Source organism: Pleurocapsa sp. FMAR1 (assembly GCF_963665995.1).
In the GTDB taxonomy this organism is placed as follows: Bacteria; Cyanobacteriota; Cyanobacteriia; order Cyanobacteriales; family Xenococcaceae; genus Waterburya.
The window spans coordinates 2,669,771-2,687,332 of the sequence record NZ_OY762512.1 but is presented as its reverse complement, the minus strand read 5'-3'; the positions used below and the strand labels follow the sequence as shown (position 1 = coordinate 2,687,332).

The 17,562-nt window shown below is 39.2% G+C and carries 15 protein-coding genes and 1 pseudogene; 10 read left to right on the top strand and 6 right to left on the bottom strand.

Annotated elements, in window-relative coordinates; genetic code table 11:
• The first annotated feature begins 239 nt into the window (after nucleotides 1-239).
• On the top strand, nucleotides 240-1,526 hold the full coding sequence (locus SLP02_RS12940; protein WP_319421069.1) for a glutamyl-tRNA reductase: 1,287 nt from the start codon (nucleotides 240-242) through the stop codon (nucleotides 1,524-1,526).
• Between the two features lie 176 nt (nucleotides 1,527-1,702).
• On the opposite strand, the gene SLP02_RS12935 is transcribed toward SLP02_RS12940, so the two are convergent.
• From SLP02_RS12935 to SLP02_RS12925, 3 genes are all read right to left on the bottom strand, one after another.
• Nucleotides 1,703-1,888 carry a hypothetical protein gene (locus SLP02_RS12935; RefSeq protein WP_319421068.1) on the bottom strand — a complete coding sequence of 62 codons (186 nt, stop codon included), beginning with the start codon at nucleotides 1,886-1,888 and terminating at the stop codon, nucleotides 1,703-1,705.
• A gap of 507 nt (nucleotides 1,889-2,395) precedes the next feature.
• Nucleotides 2,396-3,076, bottom strand: a complete 681-nt coding sequence (locus SLP02_RS12930; protein WP_319421067.1) for an HAD family hydrolase — start codon at nucleotides 3,074-3,076, stop codon at nucleotides 2,396-2,398.
• Nucleotides 3,077-3,099: 23 nt separating this feature from the next.
• On the bottom strand, nucleotides 3,100-3,906 hold the full coding sequence (locus SLP02_RS12925) for a class I SAM-dependent methyltransferase (RefSeq protein WP_319421066.1): 807 nt from the start codon (nucleotides 3,904-3,906) through the stop codon (nucleotides 3,100-3,102).
• Nucleotides 3,907-4,120: 214 nt separating this feature from the next.
• On the opposite strand from SLP02_RS12925, the gene SLP02_RS12920 reads away from it, so the two are divergent.
• The 4 genes and pseudogenes from SLP02_RS12920 to SLP02_RS12905 all read left to right on the top strand — a co-directional run bounded on the left by SLP02_RS12920 (nucleotide 4,121) and on the right by SLP02_RS12905 (nucleotide 7,276).
• Nucleotides 4,121-4,657, top strand: a complete 537-nt coding sequence (locus SLP02_RS12920; RefSeq protein ID WP_319421065.1) for a hypothetical protein — start codon at nucleotides 4,121-4,123, stop codon at nucleotides 4,655-4,657.
• 18 nt (nucleotides 4,658-4,675) lie between these two features.
• Nucleotides 4,676-5,098 (top strand): annotated as a pseudogene (locus tag SLP02_RS12915) (cache domain-containing protein); the annotation flags it as partial.
• Between the two features lie 42 nt (nucleotides 5,099-5,140).
• A complete protein-coding gene (locus SLP02_RS12910) occupies nucleotides 5,141-6,919 on the top strand; it encodes an ATP-binding protein (RefSeq protein WP_319423679.1) in 1,779 nt (592 codons plus the stop codon).
• Between the two features lie 15 nt (nucleotides 6,920-6,934).
• Nucleotides 6,935-7,276: a diguanylate cyclase domain-containing protein gene (locus SLP02_RS12905; RefSeq protein WP_319421064.1), complete on the top strand. Its 342-nt coding sequence runs from the start codon at nucleotides 6,935-6,937 to the stop codon at nucleotides 7,274-7,276.
• 67 nt (nucleotides 7,277-7,343) lie between these two features.
• Here SLP02_RS12905 and SLP02_RS12900 read toward each other — a convergent pair whose 3' ends face one another.
• A complete protein-coding gene (locus SLP02_RS12900; RefSeq protein WP_319421063.1) occupies nucleotides 7,344-8,579 on the bottom strand; it encodes an MFS transporter in 1,236 nt (411 codons plus the stop codon).
• 90 nt (nucleotides 8,580-8,669) lie between these two features.
• Here SLP02_RS12900 and SLP02_RS12895 point away from each other — a divergent pair, with 90 nt between their 5' ends.
• The 3 genes from SLP02_RS12895 (at nucleotide 8,670) to recN (ending at nucleotide 11,134) form a co-directional block, all read left to right on the top strand.
• Entirely contained in the window at nucleotides 8,670-8,930 is a 261-nt protein-coding gene (locus SLP02_RS12895; RefSeq protein ID WP_319421062.1) for a type II toxin-antitoxin system Phd/YefM family antitoxin, read from the top strand.
• Between the two features lie 28 nt (nucleotides 8,931-8,958).
• Entirely contained in the window at nucleotides 8,959-9,213 is a 255-nt protein-coding gene (locus SLP02_RS12890) for a Txe/YoeB family addiction module toxin (RefSeq protein WP_413467373.1), read from the top strand.
• Nucleotides 9,214-9,373: 160 nt separating this feature from the next.
• Nucleotides 9,374-11,134 carry a DNA repair protein RecN gene (recN, locus tag SLP02_RS12885; RefSeq protein ID WP_319421060.1) on the top strand — a complete coding sequence of 587 codons (1,761 nt, stop codon included), beginning with the start codon at nucleotides 9,374-9,376 and terminating at the stop codon, nucleotides 11,132-11,134.
• Between the two features lie 43 nt (nucleotides 11,135-11,177).
• On the opposite strand, the gene cysH is transcribed toward recN, so the two are convergent.
• Nucleotides 11,178-11,936 (bottom strand): phosphoadenosine phosphosulfate reductase, encoded by a 759-nt coding sequence (cysH, locus tag SLP02_RS12880; RefSeq protein WP_319421059.1) that lies wholly within the window; start codon nucleotides 11,934-11,936, stop codon nucleotides 11,178-11,180.
• Nucleotides 11,937-12,231: 295 nt separating this feature from the next.
• On the opposite strand from cysH, the gene SLP02_RS12875 reads away from it, so the two are divergent.
• A complete protein-coding gene (locus SLP02_RS12875; RefSeq protein WP_319421058.1) occupies nucleotides 12,232-13,380 on the top strand; it encodes a pyridoxal-phosphate-dependent aminotransferase family protein in 1,149 nt (382 codons plus the stop codon).
• A gap of 204 nt (nucleotides 13,381-13,584) precedes the next feature.
• Here SLP02_RS12875 and SLP02_RS12870 read toward each other — a convergent pair whose 3' ends face one another.
• The gene (locus tag SLP02_RS12870; protein ID WP_319421057.1) at nucleotides 13,585-15,504 is read right to left on the bottom strand and encodes a cation:proton antiporter; all 1,920 of its coding nucleotides are present in this window, start codon (nucleotides 15,502-15,504) and stop codon (nucleotides 13,585-13,587) included.
• 410 nt (nucleotides 15,505-15,914) lie between these two features.
• On the opposite strand from SLP02_RS12870, the gene SLP02_RS12865 reads away from it, so the two are divergent.
• The gene (locus SLP02_RS12865) at nucleotides 15,915-17,540 is read left to right on the top strand and encodes an ArnT family glycosyltransferase (RefSeq protein WP_319421056.1); all 1,626 of its coding nucleotides are present in this window, start codon (nucleotides 15,915-15,917) and stop codon (nucleotides 17,538-17,540) included.
• The last annotated feature ends 22 nt before the right edge of the window (nucleotides 17,541-17,562 follow it).

Sequence of the window (17,562 nt, the reverse complement as noted above, 5' to 3'; positions counted from 1 at the left end):
AATAGCTACGGTAAAACTGTATAAATGATTAAAGGTAGAGATCTACAGCCAGAAAAAGGATTTTCTGCTGTGGTCTCTTTCCATCTCAGACTTGAATAAAAAAAATTGATTGATACGTAACTTTATAATTTAGAAAATCTTTAGCTTTAATATTTATGTTGAGCATCTAGTCATAGATTGCTCGGTCTTTATGCAGTACTAGCTATAAACATTAAATTAAAGCAAATTTGCCAAAAATAATGAATATTGTAGTTGTTGGTTTAAGTCACAAAACTGCCTCAGTTGAAGTGCGGGAAAAATTAAGTATTTCCGAAGCTCAGATAGAAAATGCGATCGCAACGCTCAAAGGTTATCCTCACATTGAGGAAATAGCAATTATTAGCACCTGTAATCGTTTAGAAATATATGGTGTAGCTTTAGATATAGAGCAGGGCGTTAAAGAAATTAGTCAGTTCTTAGCCGAGAAAGCCAAAATTTCCTTACGGGAACTTCGCCCCAATCTGTTTACCCTCTTGAGAGAAGATGCTTTGCGCCATTTGATGCGTGTGTCCGCAGGTTTGGAAAGCCTAGTCTTAGGAGAGGGACAGATACTAGCTCAGGTAAAAAATACCCATAAGCTAGGACAAAAATATCAAGGCTTGGGCAGATTGCTCGATCGTTTATTTAAACAAGCTATCTCTACAGGCAAAAGAGTACGTAGCGAAACTAGTATTGGTACAGGTGCGGTTTCAATTAGTTCGGCTGCTGTAGAATTGGTTTATACGAAAGTTGATAATCTGACTGCCAATAGCATTACTATTGTTGGTGCAGGTAAGATGGCTTGTTTGCTAGTCAAACATTTGCTGTCTAAAGGCGTAACGAATATTGCCATCGTCAATCGTTCCCACAGACGGGCGCAAGCACTGTGCGATCAGTTTGCTCAAGCCAATATTACTATTTATCCAATTAGTGAGATGATGAAAGCAGTTGCTACATCAGATCTGGTTTTTACCAGTACTGGAGCTACTGAACCAATCCTAAATAGAACCAAATTAGAAACTGAACTAACTCTGGATAAATCCTTGATGTTAGTCGATATTTCGGTTCCCCGTAATGTTGCAGCCGACGTAAATGAAATTAAATGCGTTAATGCTTATAATGTTGACGATCTCAAAGCAGTGGTAGCAGCAAATCAAGAAAGCCGACGTAAAATAGCTCAAGAGGCAGAAGGCATTATTGAGCAAGAAGTTAATAATTATCTATTATGGTGGCGATCGCTCGAAACAGTTCCGACAATTAGCTGTTTGCGTAGTAAAGTAGAAAGCATTCGCGAACAAGAAATGGAAAAAGCTTTATCTCGTCTAGGTTCAGAGTTTGGAGAAAAGCACCAAGAAGTAATTGAAGCATTAACCAGAGGGATTGTGAATAAAATTCTTCATGAACCGATGGTGCAGTTGAGAGCGCAGCAAGACATCGAAGCGCGCCGTCATTGTTTACGTTCTTTACAAATGCTATTTGATTTAGATACAGAAGAACAGTACAGTTAGTGCTTAGAAGTGAATTAGTTAACCTTGAAGATAAAAAATTGAGATAGCCATAGATTGATTATGTTATTAAAACTATGGCTATTATATTATTTTCAATAATGCAAAAAACGCGGCTTATTGTTTAAGCCGCATTTTTAATTAAAATAATTTTCTACCAATAGCAATAATAGAAGTTTTTAAAGATCCCAACAGAATACGCCCATGTAAGGAATTTCTACACACCATTGACCATTAGCGAGCGCTCCAAATTCAGCTTGGGCATCAGAAATTTCTAAATCGGCAATACCAATGGCTTTTACTGGAAGAATATTAAGACTAAAAATGCTAACAGTTAGTAGGGCAAAAGATAGTTGTTTTTTCATGATTTATACTGACTAATTTTAAAAGGTTGTTAAGGTTTTTTCTTTTCTATAAAGCCAGTATAAATTTGCCAAATAAAATATTCTATGACTAGGATCACTAGTTGAATAGTTACTTAATCACTTATTAAAATGATCGTAGATCGATTAAAAAAGCACGACTTACTATTTAAGTCGTGCTTCTAATATAAATATTTAATTAAAATAATTTTCTACCAATAGCAATAATAGAAGTTTTTAAAGATCCCAACAGAACAAGCCCATGTAAGGAATTTCTACACAGCATTGAGCAAACCGCGATCGCTTTAGATTCAGCCTGTGCATCAGTAATTTCTAAATGGGCAGTATCAATAGCTTTTACTGGAAGAATATATAGCTAACGGCTAAGAGCTAAGAGCTAAAAGCTTAGAATCACCGTTCATTAATGGCGGTGAGCAGTCAAAAAGACCGCGCTCCTTCGCTAAATCAGCAACGCCATTTTTTCCTACTATTGATTGCACATAACTTCAATTAAGCTTGGGACAATACTTCGTCTACTCGATCTAGCTCAATTTCTAAAAAATTATCTACTGTCCAGTTAGCTTGTCTTTGCAACATATGTAGAGGATAAATAGAAGAAATACCCACTACTTGTATCTTGGCTTGTTTTGCTGCTTCGATACCGACAGGGTTGTCTTCAATTGCCAAACACTCCGATGATTGTAAGCTGAAGTTTTTTAACGCTAGCAAATAGGGTTCAGGTTCAGGCTTACTTTGTTCAAGGTCATCTCCTGCAACAATGACATCAAAGTATTCTGCTAGTTCAGCCTTTTGCAGAATATATTCAACTTCAGAACGAATTGCACCAGTTACTAAGCCAATAGCAATACCTTGTTCCTTTAACTGCGCCAAAAATTCAGCTAAGTTGGGAGATAAAGGTAATTTATTTAGTTGATCGATTTGCTGTCGGTAGCCATTGGATTTAGTTTTAATTAGCTTATTTAGATATTCATCAGGTAAAATGCGACCACGATTAGCTAAGATATCTTTTAAGCAAGCGCGATCGCTTCTACCTCGACAATATTGAGCATATTCAGACTCATCAGCCCGTAAATTTTCACTCAGCATTATCTCTGCTACTAATGTCTGGTTTATCTCTTCGTCATCGATAATTACACCGCTAAAATCTAATAAAACCGCTTTCAAACCCATATATTTATTTATCAACTATCAAATTACAAATTGCTAATCGATTTTACTCCCGTACTTAGTTGATTTGTCCACCAAACATCTTCGGTTAATACCTGAGTAAATCCTGCTTTGCCTAACCAAGCATCCACGCTACCCTTAGCATATTCTTCAATATAAGGTTCTTCAAATATGTCTGTAAGCCATGTGGTGTTACGCAGAGTCTTTTGATGACCATCCAAAATTATGACCTGTCCTCCTGGTTTCAGCAAGCGAAATCCCTCTTTGAGTACAGCTTGAGAAATTGCAGTAGGAGTTTCATGAAATAGTAATGAGGCGGTAACTAAATCGAATTCGCTATCATCAAAGCTAGTTGCTTCAGCCAAGCCATGTAGCCATTGAACATTTAATCTTTCTAACTGTGTCTTGTATTCTGCCATAACCAGCATTTGCGGAGATAAATCTAAGCCGACAACCTCGGCATTCGGAAAAGCCTGTTTAAGCATAATCGTGGTTGAACCTGTTCCACAGCCAAGATCGATGATTTTAAGGGGATTACCTGTGACTGCTTTAATTACTGCCTCTCGATTCCAATTTTCATTAGGAGGTAAGGCGTGTTTGGTAATAGGATCGTAAGTTACGGCTGCGCTGGAATTAAGATAACCGCCTTTAATACCGTGAAAATTTTGAGACTTATAGTACTCAGGATAAATCAAATCAGGATTTTTCAGGCGATCGCTCTCAGTCTCCCAGTCTATGCTGTCGGATAGTTCTTTTAATGCTTCGCGATCAATTAAAAATCCAAACAACGGTTGGATAAATTTTTCCCACAGAGTATCTTGTCCAGTAGCCATATTAGCTGAAAATAAAATTTACTATACGTAACCTCTTTCAGTCTAAGCAATTATTTTCAGTTATGCCTTTTGACATTTGGCATTAAATGTTAAAAATATTTGGTCTGAGTAATTAATTTCTTGCTTTACTTAGAGATTTTCCCGATCGGTGACGATCATCATTTTGACCTAGTAGAAAGGAATAATATGGCTATGAATTTTTACTTCAGTCCCCATGAGCTTTAAGCTAGATCGTCAATTATTGACAACCCGTAAGAATAATATACCCAAACAAAAAAAAGGTATTGCTTTACCTTTAATCTTAGTTGTTCCATTTATCTTACAAATTTTTGCAGCAGTAAGTATTACTGGTTATCTATCTTTTCGTAATGGACAAAAAGCTGTAAATTCTCTGGCTACGGATTTACAAGTAGAGGCAAGCGATCGCGTTTCCTTACATTTAGATAATTATATTAAAACTGCCGTTGCCATTAATCAAATTAATGCTGATGCTGTCAAGCTAGGATTGTTAAATCTCAGAGATTATAAAACCGCAGGGCTTTATCATTGGCAACAGTTACAGGTATTTGAAAATGTTGGTTATATTTTTTATGCTTTACCCACGGGTGAATATGCAGGGGCGGGAAGGTGGCTAGAGAATGATAGTTTTACAATTGATGAACTTTCTGCCGAGACAAATTGGAATTCTTATGGCTATGGAGTTGACGAGCAAGGTAGGCGCACCAAGATAGTAGATTATACTCCCTATTAGCCTTTACAAGAATCTTGGTACACCGAAACAGTCAAAAAAGGTAAACCAACTTGGACAGAGGTTTATGCTTGGGATGGAACACCAGATATCTTGTCTGTCCCCGTTAACTATCCTCTCTATGACGAGGATCACAATTTATTGGCTATTTTGTGTGTCGATCTACTTTTAAAAGGGATTAGCGAGTTTTTACGAAGTTTTGATATTAGCCCTTCAGCCAGAGTTTTTGTCTTAGAGCGTGACGGTTTAGTTATTGCTAGTTCTAGTGACGAAGCACCCTATAATGTTGTTGAGGAAGAAGCAAAACGACTCAATGTAGCCAACAGTAGCGATCCCTTAATCAAAGCCACAGCCAAATATTTAAAATCTAAATTTAGTAGCTTTGAACGCATCAATACCGAGCAACAGGTAAACTTCGAGCTTGAAGGTAAAAGGCATTTTGCTCAAGTAACTCCCTGGAAGGACGAACTGGGATTAGATTGGCTGATGGTGGTGGTAATGCCAGAATCAGACTTTATGGCAGAGATTAATGCTAATACCCGTACTACCATTTTACTGTGTTTGGCTTCTTTATTAGTGGCAACTCTGTTGGGAACAATCACTTCTCGTTGGATAACAAAGCCGATTCGTCGCCTTATTAATGCCAGTATGGCGATCGCCAGTGGCGATTTAGAACAAACAGTCAGGATTAAAAAGATCGATGAATTAAGTGTTTTAGCTGATTCCTTTAACCAAATGGCAAGTCAGTTAAAGTCTTCTTTTGCTCAACTAGATGCCACCAACCAGGAGTTGGATACTGCTAATCAAGAATTAGCCAATACCAACCAAGAACTAGAAAATCGGGTTGTCGAGCGTACCAAAGAATTACAAACTGCCAAAGAAGCAGCAGAAGTAGCCAACAAAGCCAAAAGCTCTTTCTTAGCCAACATGAGTCATGAGCTACGGACTCCTCTGAACGCTATTCTCGGTTTTACCCAAATCATGCAGCGGGATAAATCAGCAACGCGATCGCAATTAGAAAATTTGGCAGTGGTTAATCGTAGCGGAGAACATCTACTGGCTTTGATTAACGATGTTTTAGATCTGTCAAAAATCGAAGCTGGGCGAATCGATCTTAATTCCAATAGCTTTGACCTACATCGCCTCCTCGATACCACGGTTGAAATGTTAGAATTTAAGGCTGATGCTAAAAGCCTACAGCTTTTATTTGAGCGTCATCCCAATACACCGAACTACGTGCGTACCGATGAACGTAAATTACGGCAAGTATTAATTAATCTATTAAATAATGCTCTTAAATTTACTACCGAAGGCGGAGTAACTCTACGAGTCAAAGCAGATGCAGCCAACGATAAGCTTTTATTATTTGAAATTGCCGATACTGGTGCAGGAATTGCCCCCGAAGAATTAAATACTCTATTTGATGCGTTTACGCAAACAGAAACAGGCAGACAGTCAGAAGAAGGAACGGGTTTAGGCTTACCCATTAGTCGTAAATTCGTGCAGTTCATGGGAGGAAATATTACCGTCAGTAGCGATTTGCAGACAGGAACGGTATTTAAATTCCAAATTGTGACTGAACCTCCTCTCGCTGATGAATTGCAACCTCACAAATCCCAGAAAAAGGTTATTGCCTTAAAACCAAACCAGCCTAGCTATCGTATTTTGGTCGTGGACGATCGCCAGGAGAATCGTCAAATTGTCTTAAAACTACTGCAACCAGTTGGCTTTGAAGTCAAGGAAGCCAACAACGGTCAAGAAGCCGTAGCCATCTGGCAAGAATGGCAGCCTCATCTAATTTGGATGGACATGAGGATGCCAGTGATGAACGGTTATGAAGCAACTAAATACATCAAATCACACCTAAAAGGTCAGGCTGTTTATATTATTGCTTTAACAGCATCAACTTTTGAGGAGGAAAGAGCGATTGTTTTATCAGCAGGATGTGATGATTTTGTCCGTAAACCCTTTCAGATTGAAGAAGTCTTGCTGCGAGTTAAAAATCAACTAGATCTACAATTAGCCAAAGCCGAAATTTTGAGCTTAAACCAACAGCTAGAACAAAAAGTCCAGGAGCGAACTCTACAGTTAAAAATTAGTAATCAAAAGTTAGTAGCTTTTAACCAACAGCTAAAACAAGAAATTATCGAACGTCAAAAAGCCGAACAGCAGTTAATTTATGATGCTCTCTACGATGGCTTAACTAGTTTGCCCAATCGCACCCTATTAATGGATCGTATCGAGCGCGCCTTGCAAAATTCTTAACGCAATCTAAACCACTTGTTTGCGGTACTTTTTATTGATCTTGATCGTTTTAAAATTATTAATGATAGTTTGGGTCATTTAGTCGGTGATAAATTACTGATTGCGATCGCCAAAACTCTCTCGGAAGATTTGCGAACTATGGATACGGTGGCTCGTTTGGGAGGAGATGAATTTGTTATTTTACTAGATGATATTCATTCTCTGCAAGATGCGATCGCCGAAGGAGTAGAAATTAGAGAGCAGTTACAGCAATTAAAAGCTTTGGGTTGCGAATTTGCCCAAGGTTACTTATTTGCCCAACCCCTCGATCCAAGAGAGCTTGAATCAAAGCTATTTAAGGCAAAAGCAACGGTTTAGATAAAATGCTTGCTGCTGTGACGGGGTGACGAGGAGCGTAGTCTTACAGATCGATGAGTACGTAACGTCAGCTATTAACTATTGATTTAGTACATTTAAACTGAGGCTTGAGTTTGAAGGCAAATCCTGCAACTAAAATAGTTAATACTCCCGTAATCCACAAGGGTGTGGTGTAATTTATGCTAACTAATAAGCCCGAAATGACAGGACCGATCGCATTAGCCATGCTTAAGTAAGAAGAGTTAATTCCCAACACTTCTCCTTGTTCTTTATTGTTTGTATTAAGAGATAACACTGTGTCGATCAAAGGCATGGGAAAAGAATTAACTAGACCAAAGACGATCAAAATAATCACAAATGCGCCATAGGTAGGGAAAGTTGGCATCAATAAGAAAGTTATTCCCCGTAAAACCAAAGAAACGCTAACAATATCAATTAGATTGAATTTTTTACTCAAAGGTTCAAGGGCAAATACCTGAGAAATAAAGCCCAGTATCCCCACCAAAGCAAACATGATTGCCAATCCTTTAGCATCTTGCTTTAAGACAAACAGGAAAAACGGCTGAAAAGCAAAGGTAAAGATAGTAAAGGTAATGCCGCTTAAAAAAGTAAGGACAAACAATTTACCCAACTTTGGTCTAGTAGCAGATTTGACAATCTTGCCAAAGGCAAAATCGTCCCAGCTTAATTTAAATTCCCCTGATTGAGAAGTGGTTTCGGGGAGAAAAAATAAAGTTAACAAAGAAGCAAAAGCCGCGATCGCCGCACTAACCAAAAAACTCATTCCCAGAGAAGAAACCCCAGGAAAAGTCGGCAACTGCTGCGCTAGGTAGCTTAAGACAGGACCAATGACAAACCCCAAACGAAAGGTAGCCGCAAAAATACCAAAGGCTTTTGGACGTTGCTGGGGAGTAGTAATATCGCTAATTACCGCACTGGCAACCGAGGTATTCCCTCCAGTCAAGCCATCTAAGACTCGCGCAGCATACAGCAGCCAAGCAACCCCCGCCACACTAGCAATTAAATTCGCTACTACTGTCCCCGCTAAACTAAAAACTAATATATATTTGCGTCCCAGGCGATCTGACAGCTTGCCTAATATGGGAGTACCAAAAAACTGCGACAAGGCAAAAGCTGTAGTTAGTAAACTAGCCTGTAGATCGCTTAAGCCGAACTGTTTGGCATAGGGATAAATGAGGGGAATAATTATTGTGAAACTAATGGCGTTGATGAAAGCAATTAAAGCTATCAGCCAAAATAATGGGGGCAAATCAAATTTTTCACGCCAGCGATCGCTTTTCATAGATTAAGTTGGGTCAATCAGCTTTTAAGTATATCTTTATTAGTTTAATAAAGAGCTATAATTTAAGTACTTGTTTGGGTACTTAAGTTTATGGAATCTGTTAATTACTCAGAATTTCGTCAAAATCTGGCTAACTATCTTAATAAGGTGGAAGATGATCGCATTCCCATCGTAGTATCGAGGTCTAACGGAAGAAAAGTGGTGGTGATGAGCTTTGATGATTATCAGACTAATGAAGCCACCCTACATTTGATGTCTAGTCAAGAAAATATTAGAGTTTTGTCTGAGGCGATCGCTGAATTAGAAGATGGTGGTGGAGTTGAAGTAGAAATTGAAGTCGGGGGATGCTGAACTTGTTTCAGCATATCCAACCGACTTGTTGAAAGTTGTTTTTGCCACTTCTGCTTTGAAAGATTATTATGACTTCCAAGAAAAAGACCCTAAAGTATTTAAGCGAATCAATCGTATACTGAGAAATATTAAAAAAACCCCCTTTGATGGTCTTGGTAAACCAGAACCACTCAAATATAATTGGACGGGTTATTGGTCAAGAAGAATCACTCAAGAACATCGCTTAGTATACAAAGTTACTGAAGATAAGATATTTGTGGCTCAATGTAAATTTCATTACTAACCTGTATTCATTTAACCCACGTTGATCGGCATATTTAGGATTCAGTAAAGTCAATAAAAAAACACTAATAATCTTCTGTGACTTCAGCTAAACTGCTGGTAGTGCAGATTTAATTTTAATTATTTATTCTTTTGGTTCAAGCCAGCCTAATTTTATCTAGATGCTCGTTAATCTAAAAATTAATAATTTTGCTTTAGTTGACTCTTTAGAACTTAATCTGCAAAATGGTTTAAGCGTTTTAACAGGAGAAACTGGTGCAGGTAAATCAATTATTCTTGATGCAATTGATATTGTTTTAGGCGGAAAAGCTAATGTCCGCATGATTCGCAGTGGCAGCGATCGCTCTCTGGTGGAAGCGACTTTCCAGACTAATGCTCGACTAAATGAATGGCTAGAAGCACAAGAAATCGATCTCCTAGAAGAAGATACTTTGATCTGTAGCCGTGAAATAGTTAATGGCAAAGCCAACCTGAGATCTCGCAGTCGGGTAAACGGGGTGTTGGTTAATCGTCAGTTGATGAGCGAATTGCGATCGCGCTTGGTAGAAATTACGGCGCAAGGACAAACCGTAAATTTATTAATCTCGGAAAAGCAAAGAAATTTATTAGATGCCTATGGTGGCAAGTCGATTGTTCAACAGTTAGCTATAGTAACTCAGGCTTATGAAACTGCCCAGCAGGCAAGAAAAGCCTTAGACAAACGGATTCAGTCCGAACAAGAACTATTGCAACGCCAAGACTTGTTACGGTTTCAGCTTAAGGATTTAAAAGAGGCTGAACTAACTGATGCTGATGAACTAGAAGAACTTGAGCAAGAACGCGATCGCCTGTCTCATGTAGTGGAGTTACAGCAGTTAGGCAACCAAACCTATCAAATGCTCTATGAGGGAGATTATGATGCACCTGCGGGAGCAGATCTTTTGGGTAAAGCCGAATCTTGTCTGATGGAGATGGTGGAATACGATAGCGAACTTGCTCCTATCTTAGAAATGGTGCAGTCTGGATTGGCGCAAATAGTCGAAGCAGGACAGCAAATTAACAGCTATAGCGAGGGTTTAGAAGCCGATCCAGAGCGTTTGGAGGAGATCGAATTAAGAATCAGACAGCTAAAAAATATCTGCCGTAAATATGGTCCAGATTTAGCCGATGTGATTGCTCTTTATGAACAGCTTCAGCAAGAACTAGCTGAAATGAATGGGGCGGGACAATCAATTGAAGTCTTACAGCAAGAATATGAGTCGGCAATAGCCAATTTGACAGTAGAGTGTCAAAAGCTAACTCAGCTAAGGCAAAAGGCTGCCGTTAAGCTAGAAAAGCAGCTTGTCAAAGAGTTAAAGCCTCTAGCGATGGATAAGGTAGTATTTGAATGTCGCCTAATTGAATGTAGCCCTACGGCGATGGGTGCAGACAAGGTAGTGTTTTACTTTAGTCCCAATGCAGGAGAGGCTGTACAGCCATTATCAATAATTGCTTCTGGGGGCGAAATGAGTCGGTTTTTACTTGCCCTAAAAGCCTGCTTTAGTAGTGCAGAATCAAGTTCTCATACCCTGATCTTTGATGAAATCGATGCAGGGGTTTCGGGCAAAGTTGCTCAGGCGATCGCCGAAAAGCTGCACCAGCTAGGTAAACAGCACCAGGTACTATGCGTTACCCACCAACCATTAATTGCAGCAATGGCAAATGGGCATTTTAAGGTTGAGAAAACTATCATCGAAGAAACTGCTAAAGCCAAACAGGAAAACGGCAACTCTGGTATAGCAGATATACGTACAGTTGTTAGAATAAAATCTCTAAATGATCATAATATGCGTGCCGAAGAAATAGCACAAATTACGGGGGGGCATTCAGCAGAAGATGCGATCGCTTTTGCTGAGTCTCTACTGGCAAAAGCAGCCAAATATCAGGCATCTCAATCAAAGTAGGTTTATGTGATTTAGATTGCGATCGCCAATCTCTGATTTGCTTTTATAAGCTGCTGCAATTAAGGCTTTCTTCTTCCCCTGAAGTTTGCGGTAAATGTAAGCCACATTCTTGTTTTAAACCATTAAAACGAGTATCTCTACCATTAGTGTCATCAGCGGTTAAAGGGCGACTAGAGTGCCAATCACCCACAGAAACATAGCCTAGATCGAAAAAAGGATGATAAGGAAGATCGTAAGTAGTCAGATACTGATAAATGTCCCGCGCATTCCAATTTAAAATAGGGTAAATCTTATATAGCTTATTTTGCTGTTCTACCCTAGCTAAATTTTGACGATGAGCCGTTTGGTCTTTACGTAGTCCCGCCAGCCAAGCAGTGGCATTTAAATCGTCTAAGGCGCGCTGCATTGGTTCGACTTTGCGGATCTTATCGTAGAGATTCAAAGCTTCTACATCATTTTGTTCCCATAGTTTTCCATATAAAGCTTCCATTCGCGCTGGGGAAATAGAAGACTGATAAACGTGAAGATTGAGATTGAGCTTTTTAGTTAACTGTTCGGCAAATTGATAAGTTTCAGCAGGGAGATAGCCTGTATCGATCCAAATTACAGGAATTTTGGGAATCATTTTAGTTACAAGGTGTAACATTACCGCCGCCTGAATACCAAAGCTGGTAGTCATCACCAAGCCATCGCCAAAAGTTTTGCAACTCCATTCAACTACAGACAATGCTTCTGCATCTTCTAATTTCTGATTGGCTTGAGATAAATTGAGAGTATCTAATTTGACTGTGGCACAGGTCATTGATTCTAGCTCTATAAATGCTGTAAATGATCGACTAAAGAGGATGGTAACAAATTATTGGCATTTGTTTGTTTATCCCTAATGTATCCAGATTATGTTCATAATCTCATGATTTAATTATTTCATTTTGACACAACACAATTAAATTCAACTAAAGTTTCTAAAGGGTATACCGAACACCGCCATATATTTTGTTTCATTTCTAGCTTCAGTTTGGCAATGTTTTCTGCCAACCTCATCAAGTAAACTAAGCAAAGAAAAGCATAAAGCAATAAACAATTTAGAGACTAAAAATATGGTTGCAACTACAGGAATTAGCGATCGCTATCGCCTAAAAACAAAACAGCTTGATATGCCTCCTCGTCTGTTGTTAGGTCCTGGGCCTGCTAACGTTAACCCTAGAGTTCTTGCTGCAATGGGCATTAGTCCTGTAGGACATCTCGATCCGACCTATTTGGCATTGATGGATGAAATTAGAGATCTTTTACGCTACGCTTGGCAAACAGAAAATGAACTAACAATCTCTGTTGCTGGTACAGGTACAGCAGCAATGGAGGCGACTTTAGCTAATGTAGTTGAACCTGGAGATGTGGTTTTAGTGGGGGTCAAGGGCTATTTTGGCAATCGTTTAGTAGATATGGCGGGGCGTTATGGTGGAGATGTCCGCACCATGACCAAGCCTTGGGGACAAGTATTTAGCTTAGAAGAGATTAAAACTAATTTAGAAACACACCAGCCCGCAGTTTTAGCGTTAGTTCATGCAGAAACTTCAACGGGGGCGCGTCAACCATTAGAAGGAGTAGCCCAATTGTGTCGCCAGCACAATTGTTTGCTTTTGGTAGATACGGTAACTAGTTTAGGCGGAGTACCCTTGTATATCGATGAATGGGGTATCGATCTGGCATATAGCTGTAGCCAAAAGGGGTTGGGCTGTCCTCCTGGTGCTTCTCCTTTTACCATGAGTAAACGTGCAGTCGCCAAGCTAAATAATCGTGCCAAACCTGTACCTAACTGGTATTTAGATATGTCCCTACTGGCTAAATATTGGGGCGAACAGCGAGTGTATCATCATACTGCACCTGTCAATACTAACTATGGTTTGCGGGAGTCTCTACGCTTAGTAGCAGAGGAAGGACTAGAGCAACGCTGGAAACGCCATCAACAAAATGCCGAAATGCTCTGGAATGGTCTAGCAGACATAGGCTTAAGCTGTCATGTAGAGCCAGAGTTTCGTTTGCCTACCCTAACCACTGTCAAAATTCCTGATGGCGTAGATGGAAAAGCGATCGCCAAACGTTTACTAACTGAATATAATATTGAAATTGCAGGTGGTTTGGGGGAATTAGGCGGAAAAGTCTGGCGTATTGGCTTAATGGGCTATAATAGCCGTCCTGAAAACGTTTTACTACTCTTAGATGCTTTAGAAAAAGTACTTAAATCATAATTTAGATAGCAGGAGTTTGTTGGGTTAAATTTCAGCTAACCCAACAAATTGATTTAGCAGTTTACCAACAATATTTTGATACATTACAACTAAATATCTCAAACTCAGATTCAATTAGGCTTAAAGCTAGATGCGGTGAGTAAACCTTTCTGGCTTATAGCTATTAAACAGATATTTACTTATTTTTTTGCCTGAACTCATATTTTAAATTGTTTCTTCAATTACTTTTGGAGACGCTTGAATTGGGGCAGCCAAAGGAATCTCTTCTACTTCAGGCAGTTTTTCTAACAATAGGCGAGAAGATTGATTTCCACCCGACAGACGCTTTAATAATTTTGGTCTGGGATCGTGTATTAGATAATAGATTTCGTCTTCGACTTGCCATTCTTCGGCTGCTACTGCCACTTGTAAACTAGCGTTTCTTTTTACCAATAGGGGCAACATTTCTCCTGCACGAATCAATGCCTGTAAATGAGCTACCTTGAAAGAAAATTCAGGCTCTTTTAAAATCGTCCAGCCTAATTTAATTTGTTCATCATCAATATAGCTGTTCCAGGTTTTGATTTGTAGCTGGGGAATTAGAGCTTGGTTAACTTTTTTACTGCTGGTTTCGGCAGAGTCATTTTGGGGAAATGCAGCTAATACTTTAGGTGGCTGAAATTCTTCAACTGCTCTTTGAGCCAACACTAAATTAACTTCACCATTACTAGTTAAAGCGAGAAATGTTCCCATAGACTCAATTCCTGCTTCGGCTAAAACTTCAGGATCTAAGGCACTACTTTGAAATACTGGCAAATTCTCCGCTTCAGCTTTTTTACAGGCTTCGGGATCGGTATCAATCATCACCACGGATTCTCCTAGCTGTTGAAATAGTCGTCCCATAAAACGACCTAAAGGATTGCAACCAATAATAACTGCTCCTTTAGCATCGCTAGAGGAAATCTTCAACCAATCAGCTACCCACCGTGCAGTTAAGCCTTGCAAAAATACGGTCATGAGAATGGTTAAAAAGACTAGTGCTTTAATAGCATCACCACCATTAATTCCTTTTTCCGTCAATAAAATAGCAAACAAAGAAGCTACAGAAGCCGATACAATTCCTTTGGGGGCAATCCAAGCCAAAAATAATTTTTGTCGCCAATTCATGGTGCTATTCCAGGTACAGACAGCAACGCTAATTGGTCTTACAACTAACATCAAAACGAAAACAGATAAGACACTGCCCCAACCTAAAGCGAAAACACTATCAATAGAAAGATCGGCAGCCAACAGAATAAACAATACCGAAACACAAAGTATTGTTAACTGACCTTTAAATCTTTTTAAAAGTCTTTCTTCGGGAATAGCGGAGGCTTTAACCACAATACCAGTTACAACAGTTGCCATTAATCCTGATTCGCTTCCTAGGCTCTGAGACAGCACAAATAGTCCCCATACCGCAGCTAGGACGACTAGGTTTTTTAATTCTTCGGAAAGACTGTTAGCTTTTTTGAGAAATAGCCCCAGCAACCAGCCTCCTAATCCACCTACAACCGCCCCAATGCCCAATCGCAAGACCAAACCACTCATAATGTCTAGAGGGGCAGCATTAGTATTAAGGATGGTGTTTAAAACTACTACTGCTAAGATCGCACCGACCGGATCGATTAAAACTCCTTCTCCCTCTAGAAGAGTTGCCACCTGACTATCTACCTTTACCTGCTTGAGTAAAGGACTAATTACTGTAGGTCCAGTCACCACGACTAAAGAAGAGTATAGAAAAGCAATTGACCAAGGAAACTCCGCTAACCAATGTGCCGCCATGCCACCTCCGACAAGGGTTATAAGAGTGCCAATTGTTACCAGGTTGCGGAGACTGCCTGAAACTTTGCCCAACTCCCGCAACTCTAGGTTAAGCCCACCTTCAAACAAAATAATAGCTACAGAAAGGGCAACTAAAACTTCTAAACCAATACCAAGATCTTGAGGATGGAGTATGTTTAGAGAGTCTGAACCTAAGAGGATGCCGAAAATTAACAGAAAAACTATACTAGGAACTTGAAAATATTCGGCTACTACTTGTGCGCTGATTCCTGCAAGAACAGTAATAACTATTTGTAGAGTAATTTCAAAAGATCCTTCCATAAGCTAAGTAAAAAATTGGCTTTTTTGGCAGATTGGCAGTTCAATAATTGAAGCAAATAATCTGCTTCAATTGGATAATTTGAGTCATGCTTAACTTATTTTTATGAGTCAGTTAATTATAACGAATGCCTTGAAAACTAAAGTAAAACAAACGTACGAGTCAAGCCTAGCTGTAGCTGTTTTCTTGGGTCATATTCTAACATCTCGGTTAAAAAATCAAATTATTTGGCGCTTCAATAAAAGCTGCCTCGGTAATAGCATTAAGAGATAAACTAATGAAAGCGAATGTCCTTCCGATCAAAAAGTTAAATTTAAGAATCGATGTGATTAAGTCAAATTAGATTTAAATATTCATATATTTGTCAGCTTAATAAAAAACCAATTAATTTATTTTTTGTAATGTTTTAGCTATGTCATCCCATCCTACATCCATTTGGAAACGCTCTCCTAATAAACTGCGCCAAGGTGAAATTTGGCTAGAGTGCTTTTGTTTTATTAGCTTGTTTTTAGCAGCATTAGTTTTATTTTTGGTTAATTTAGGAAATCTGCCTTTAATAGACTTGAAGGAAGGGGTTGTAGCACAAGTAGCAAAAGAAATTTATCAAGGATTATGGTTAGGAGACAACTGGCTTTTTCCGACTCTCTGGGGCGAGCCATATTTAGAGCAGCCAACCTTAGTTCATGACTTAATTGCGATCGCCTATAAAGTTGCTGGAGTTAGTGAGTTCACAACCCGTCTGCCAGGAGCATTGTTAGGGGCAGTCTCGGTTCTTTTACTTTACAACATCGGACGGGAAATTTTTGTGGCTCGTCTGCCTGCTCTTTTTTCGGCTTTGGTGTATTTAACCTGCTTGCCTGTATTACGTTTGAGCAGATTGGCAATGCTGGATGGACCGTTGTTGTGTTTTGAATTACTGACAATCTGGGCAATATTGCGATCGCGTCGAGATTTTAGATGGTCTTTACTGGCTGGCATTGGTTTGGGACTAATGGCTCTAACCAAAGGAATTTTGAGCCTACAAATATTAGTAATTGCGATCGTTTTTTTGCTTTGGGATACGCCTCGCCTACTTGCCTCTACCTATTACTGGGCGGGGATAATTTTAGGAACTGCACCAGCTATAGCTTGGTATGTTTCTCAATGGTTTCGTTATCACGAATTTAAAACTACTGGGGATTTTTTCCAGCTATTTCTAGGGGATATTTCTGCTAGTACAATTCAGGTTCAGCTATTTCCTGAATACTATTTATTATCTGGTCTGCAATATTTATTGCCTTGGTTAGTAGTAATGGCGATGGGTTTAAAGTTGATTAGTCTTAATCTTCAATGGGGATGGGGTAAGCTATTGATTACTTGGATCGGCATTTATACTCTTTTGAGCTTACTGGTCTTTAGCCAAGGTTACTGGTCGATCTTGCCTCTATATCCTGCTTTGGCATTAGCAGCAGGAAGGCAGCTAGATATGGTTCGCAATGTACCTAGCTATATAGCTTATCCCCGTATCTGGATCTATAGCTTTATGCTAATGGCTGCTGTGGCTGCTTTTGCAGGACTATATTGGGGGATAAGAGACTATGTAGATTTTTACCTACCCTTTATCTGTGGTTCGTTAGCTATTACTTTTACGGTTACGGCAATTGCGATCGCTCAAAGAGAAAAACAGTTTGTCCCTCTACTATTTTGGGGATTGTTTATCTCGATGTTTCTTTTGATTATTTCTCCCCATTGGATTTGGGAAATAAACGCCAAAGAGCCTATTGAACCCATCGCTACTCTTATCCGTAACCATACTCCTGCTGAGACGATAATTTATACTTCTATGCCTCAAGAACGACCTAGCTTAAATTTTTACAGCGATCGCAAAATTGTGACTCAATCTCTGACTCAGCTAAAACAAACTTGGCAACAAAATTATCCTGTTTACTTACTGATAGATCCCATCACTTTAGAAAAACTAGATCTTTCTCAACAGACCGTTGTTAAAAGCTCCAAATTTGAATCTTTAAAGTGGGTACTCGCTATCAAAAACTCTTAATTGAATTGCATTTTAATTTGAT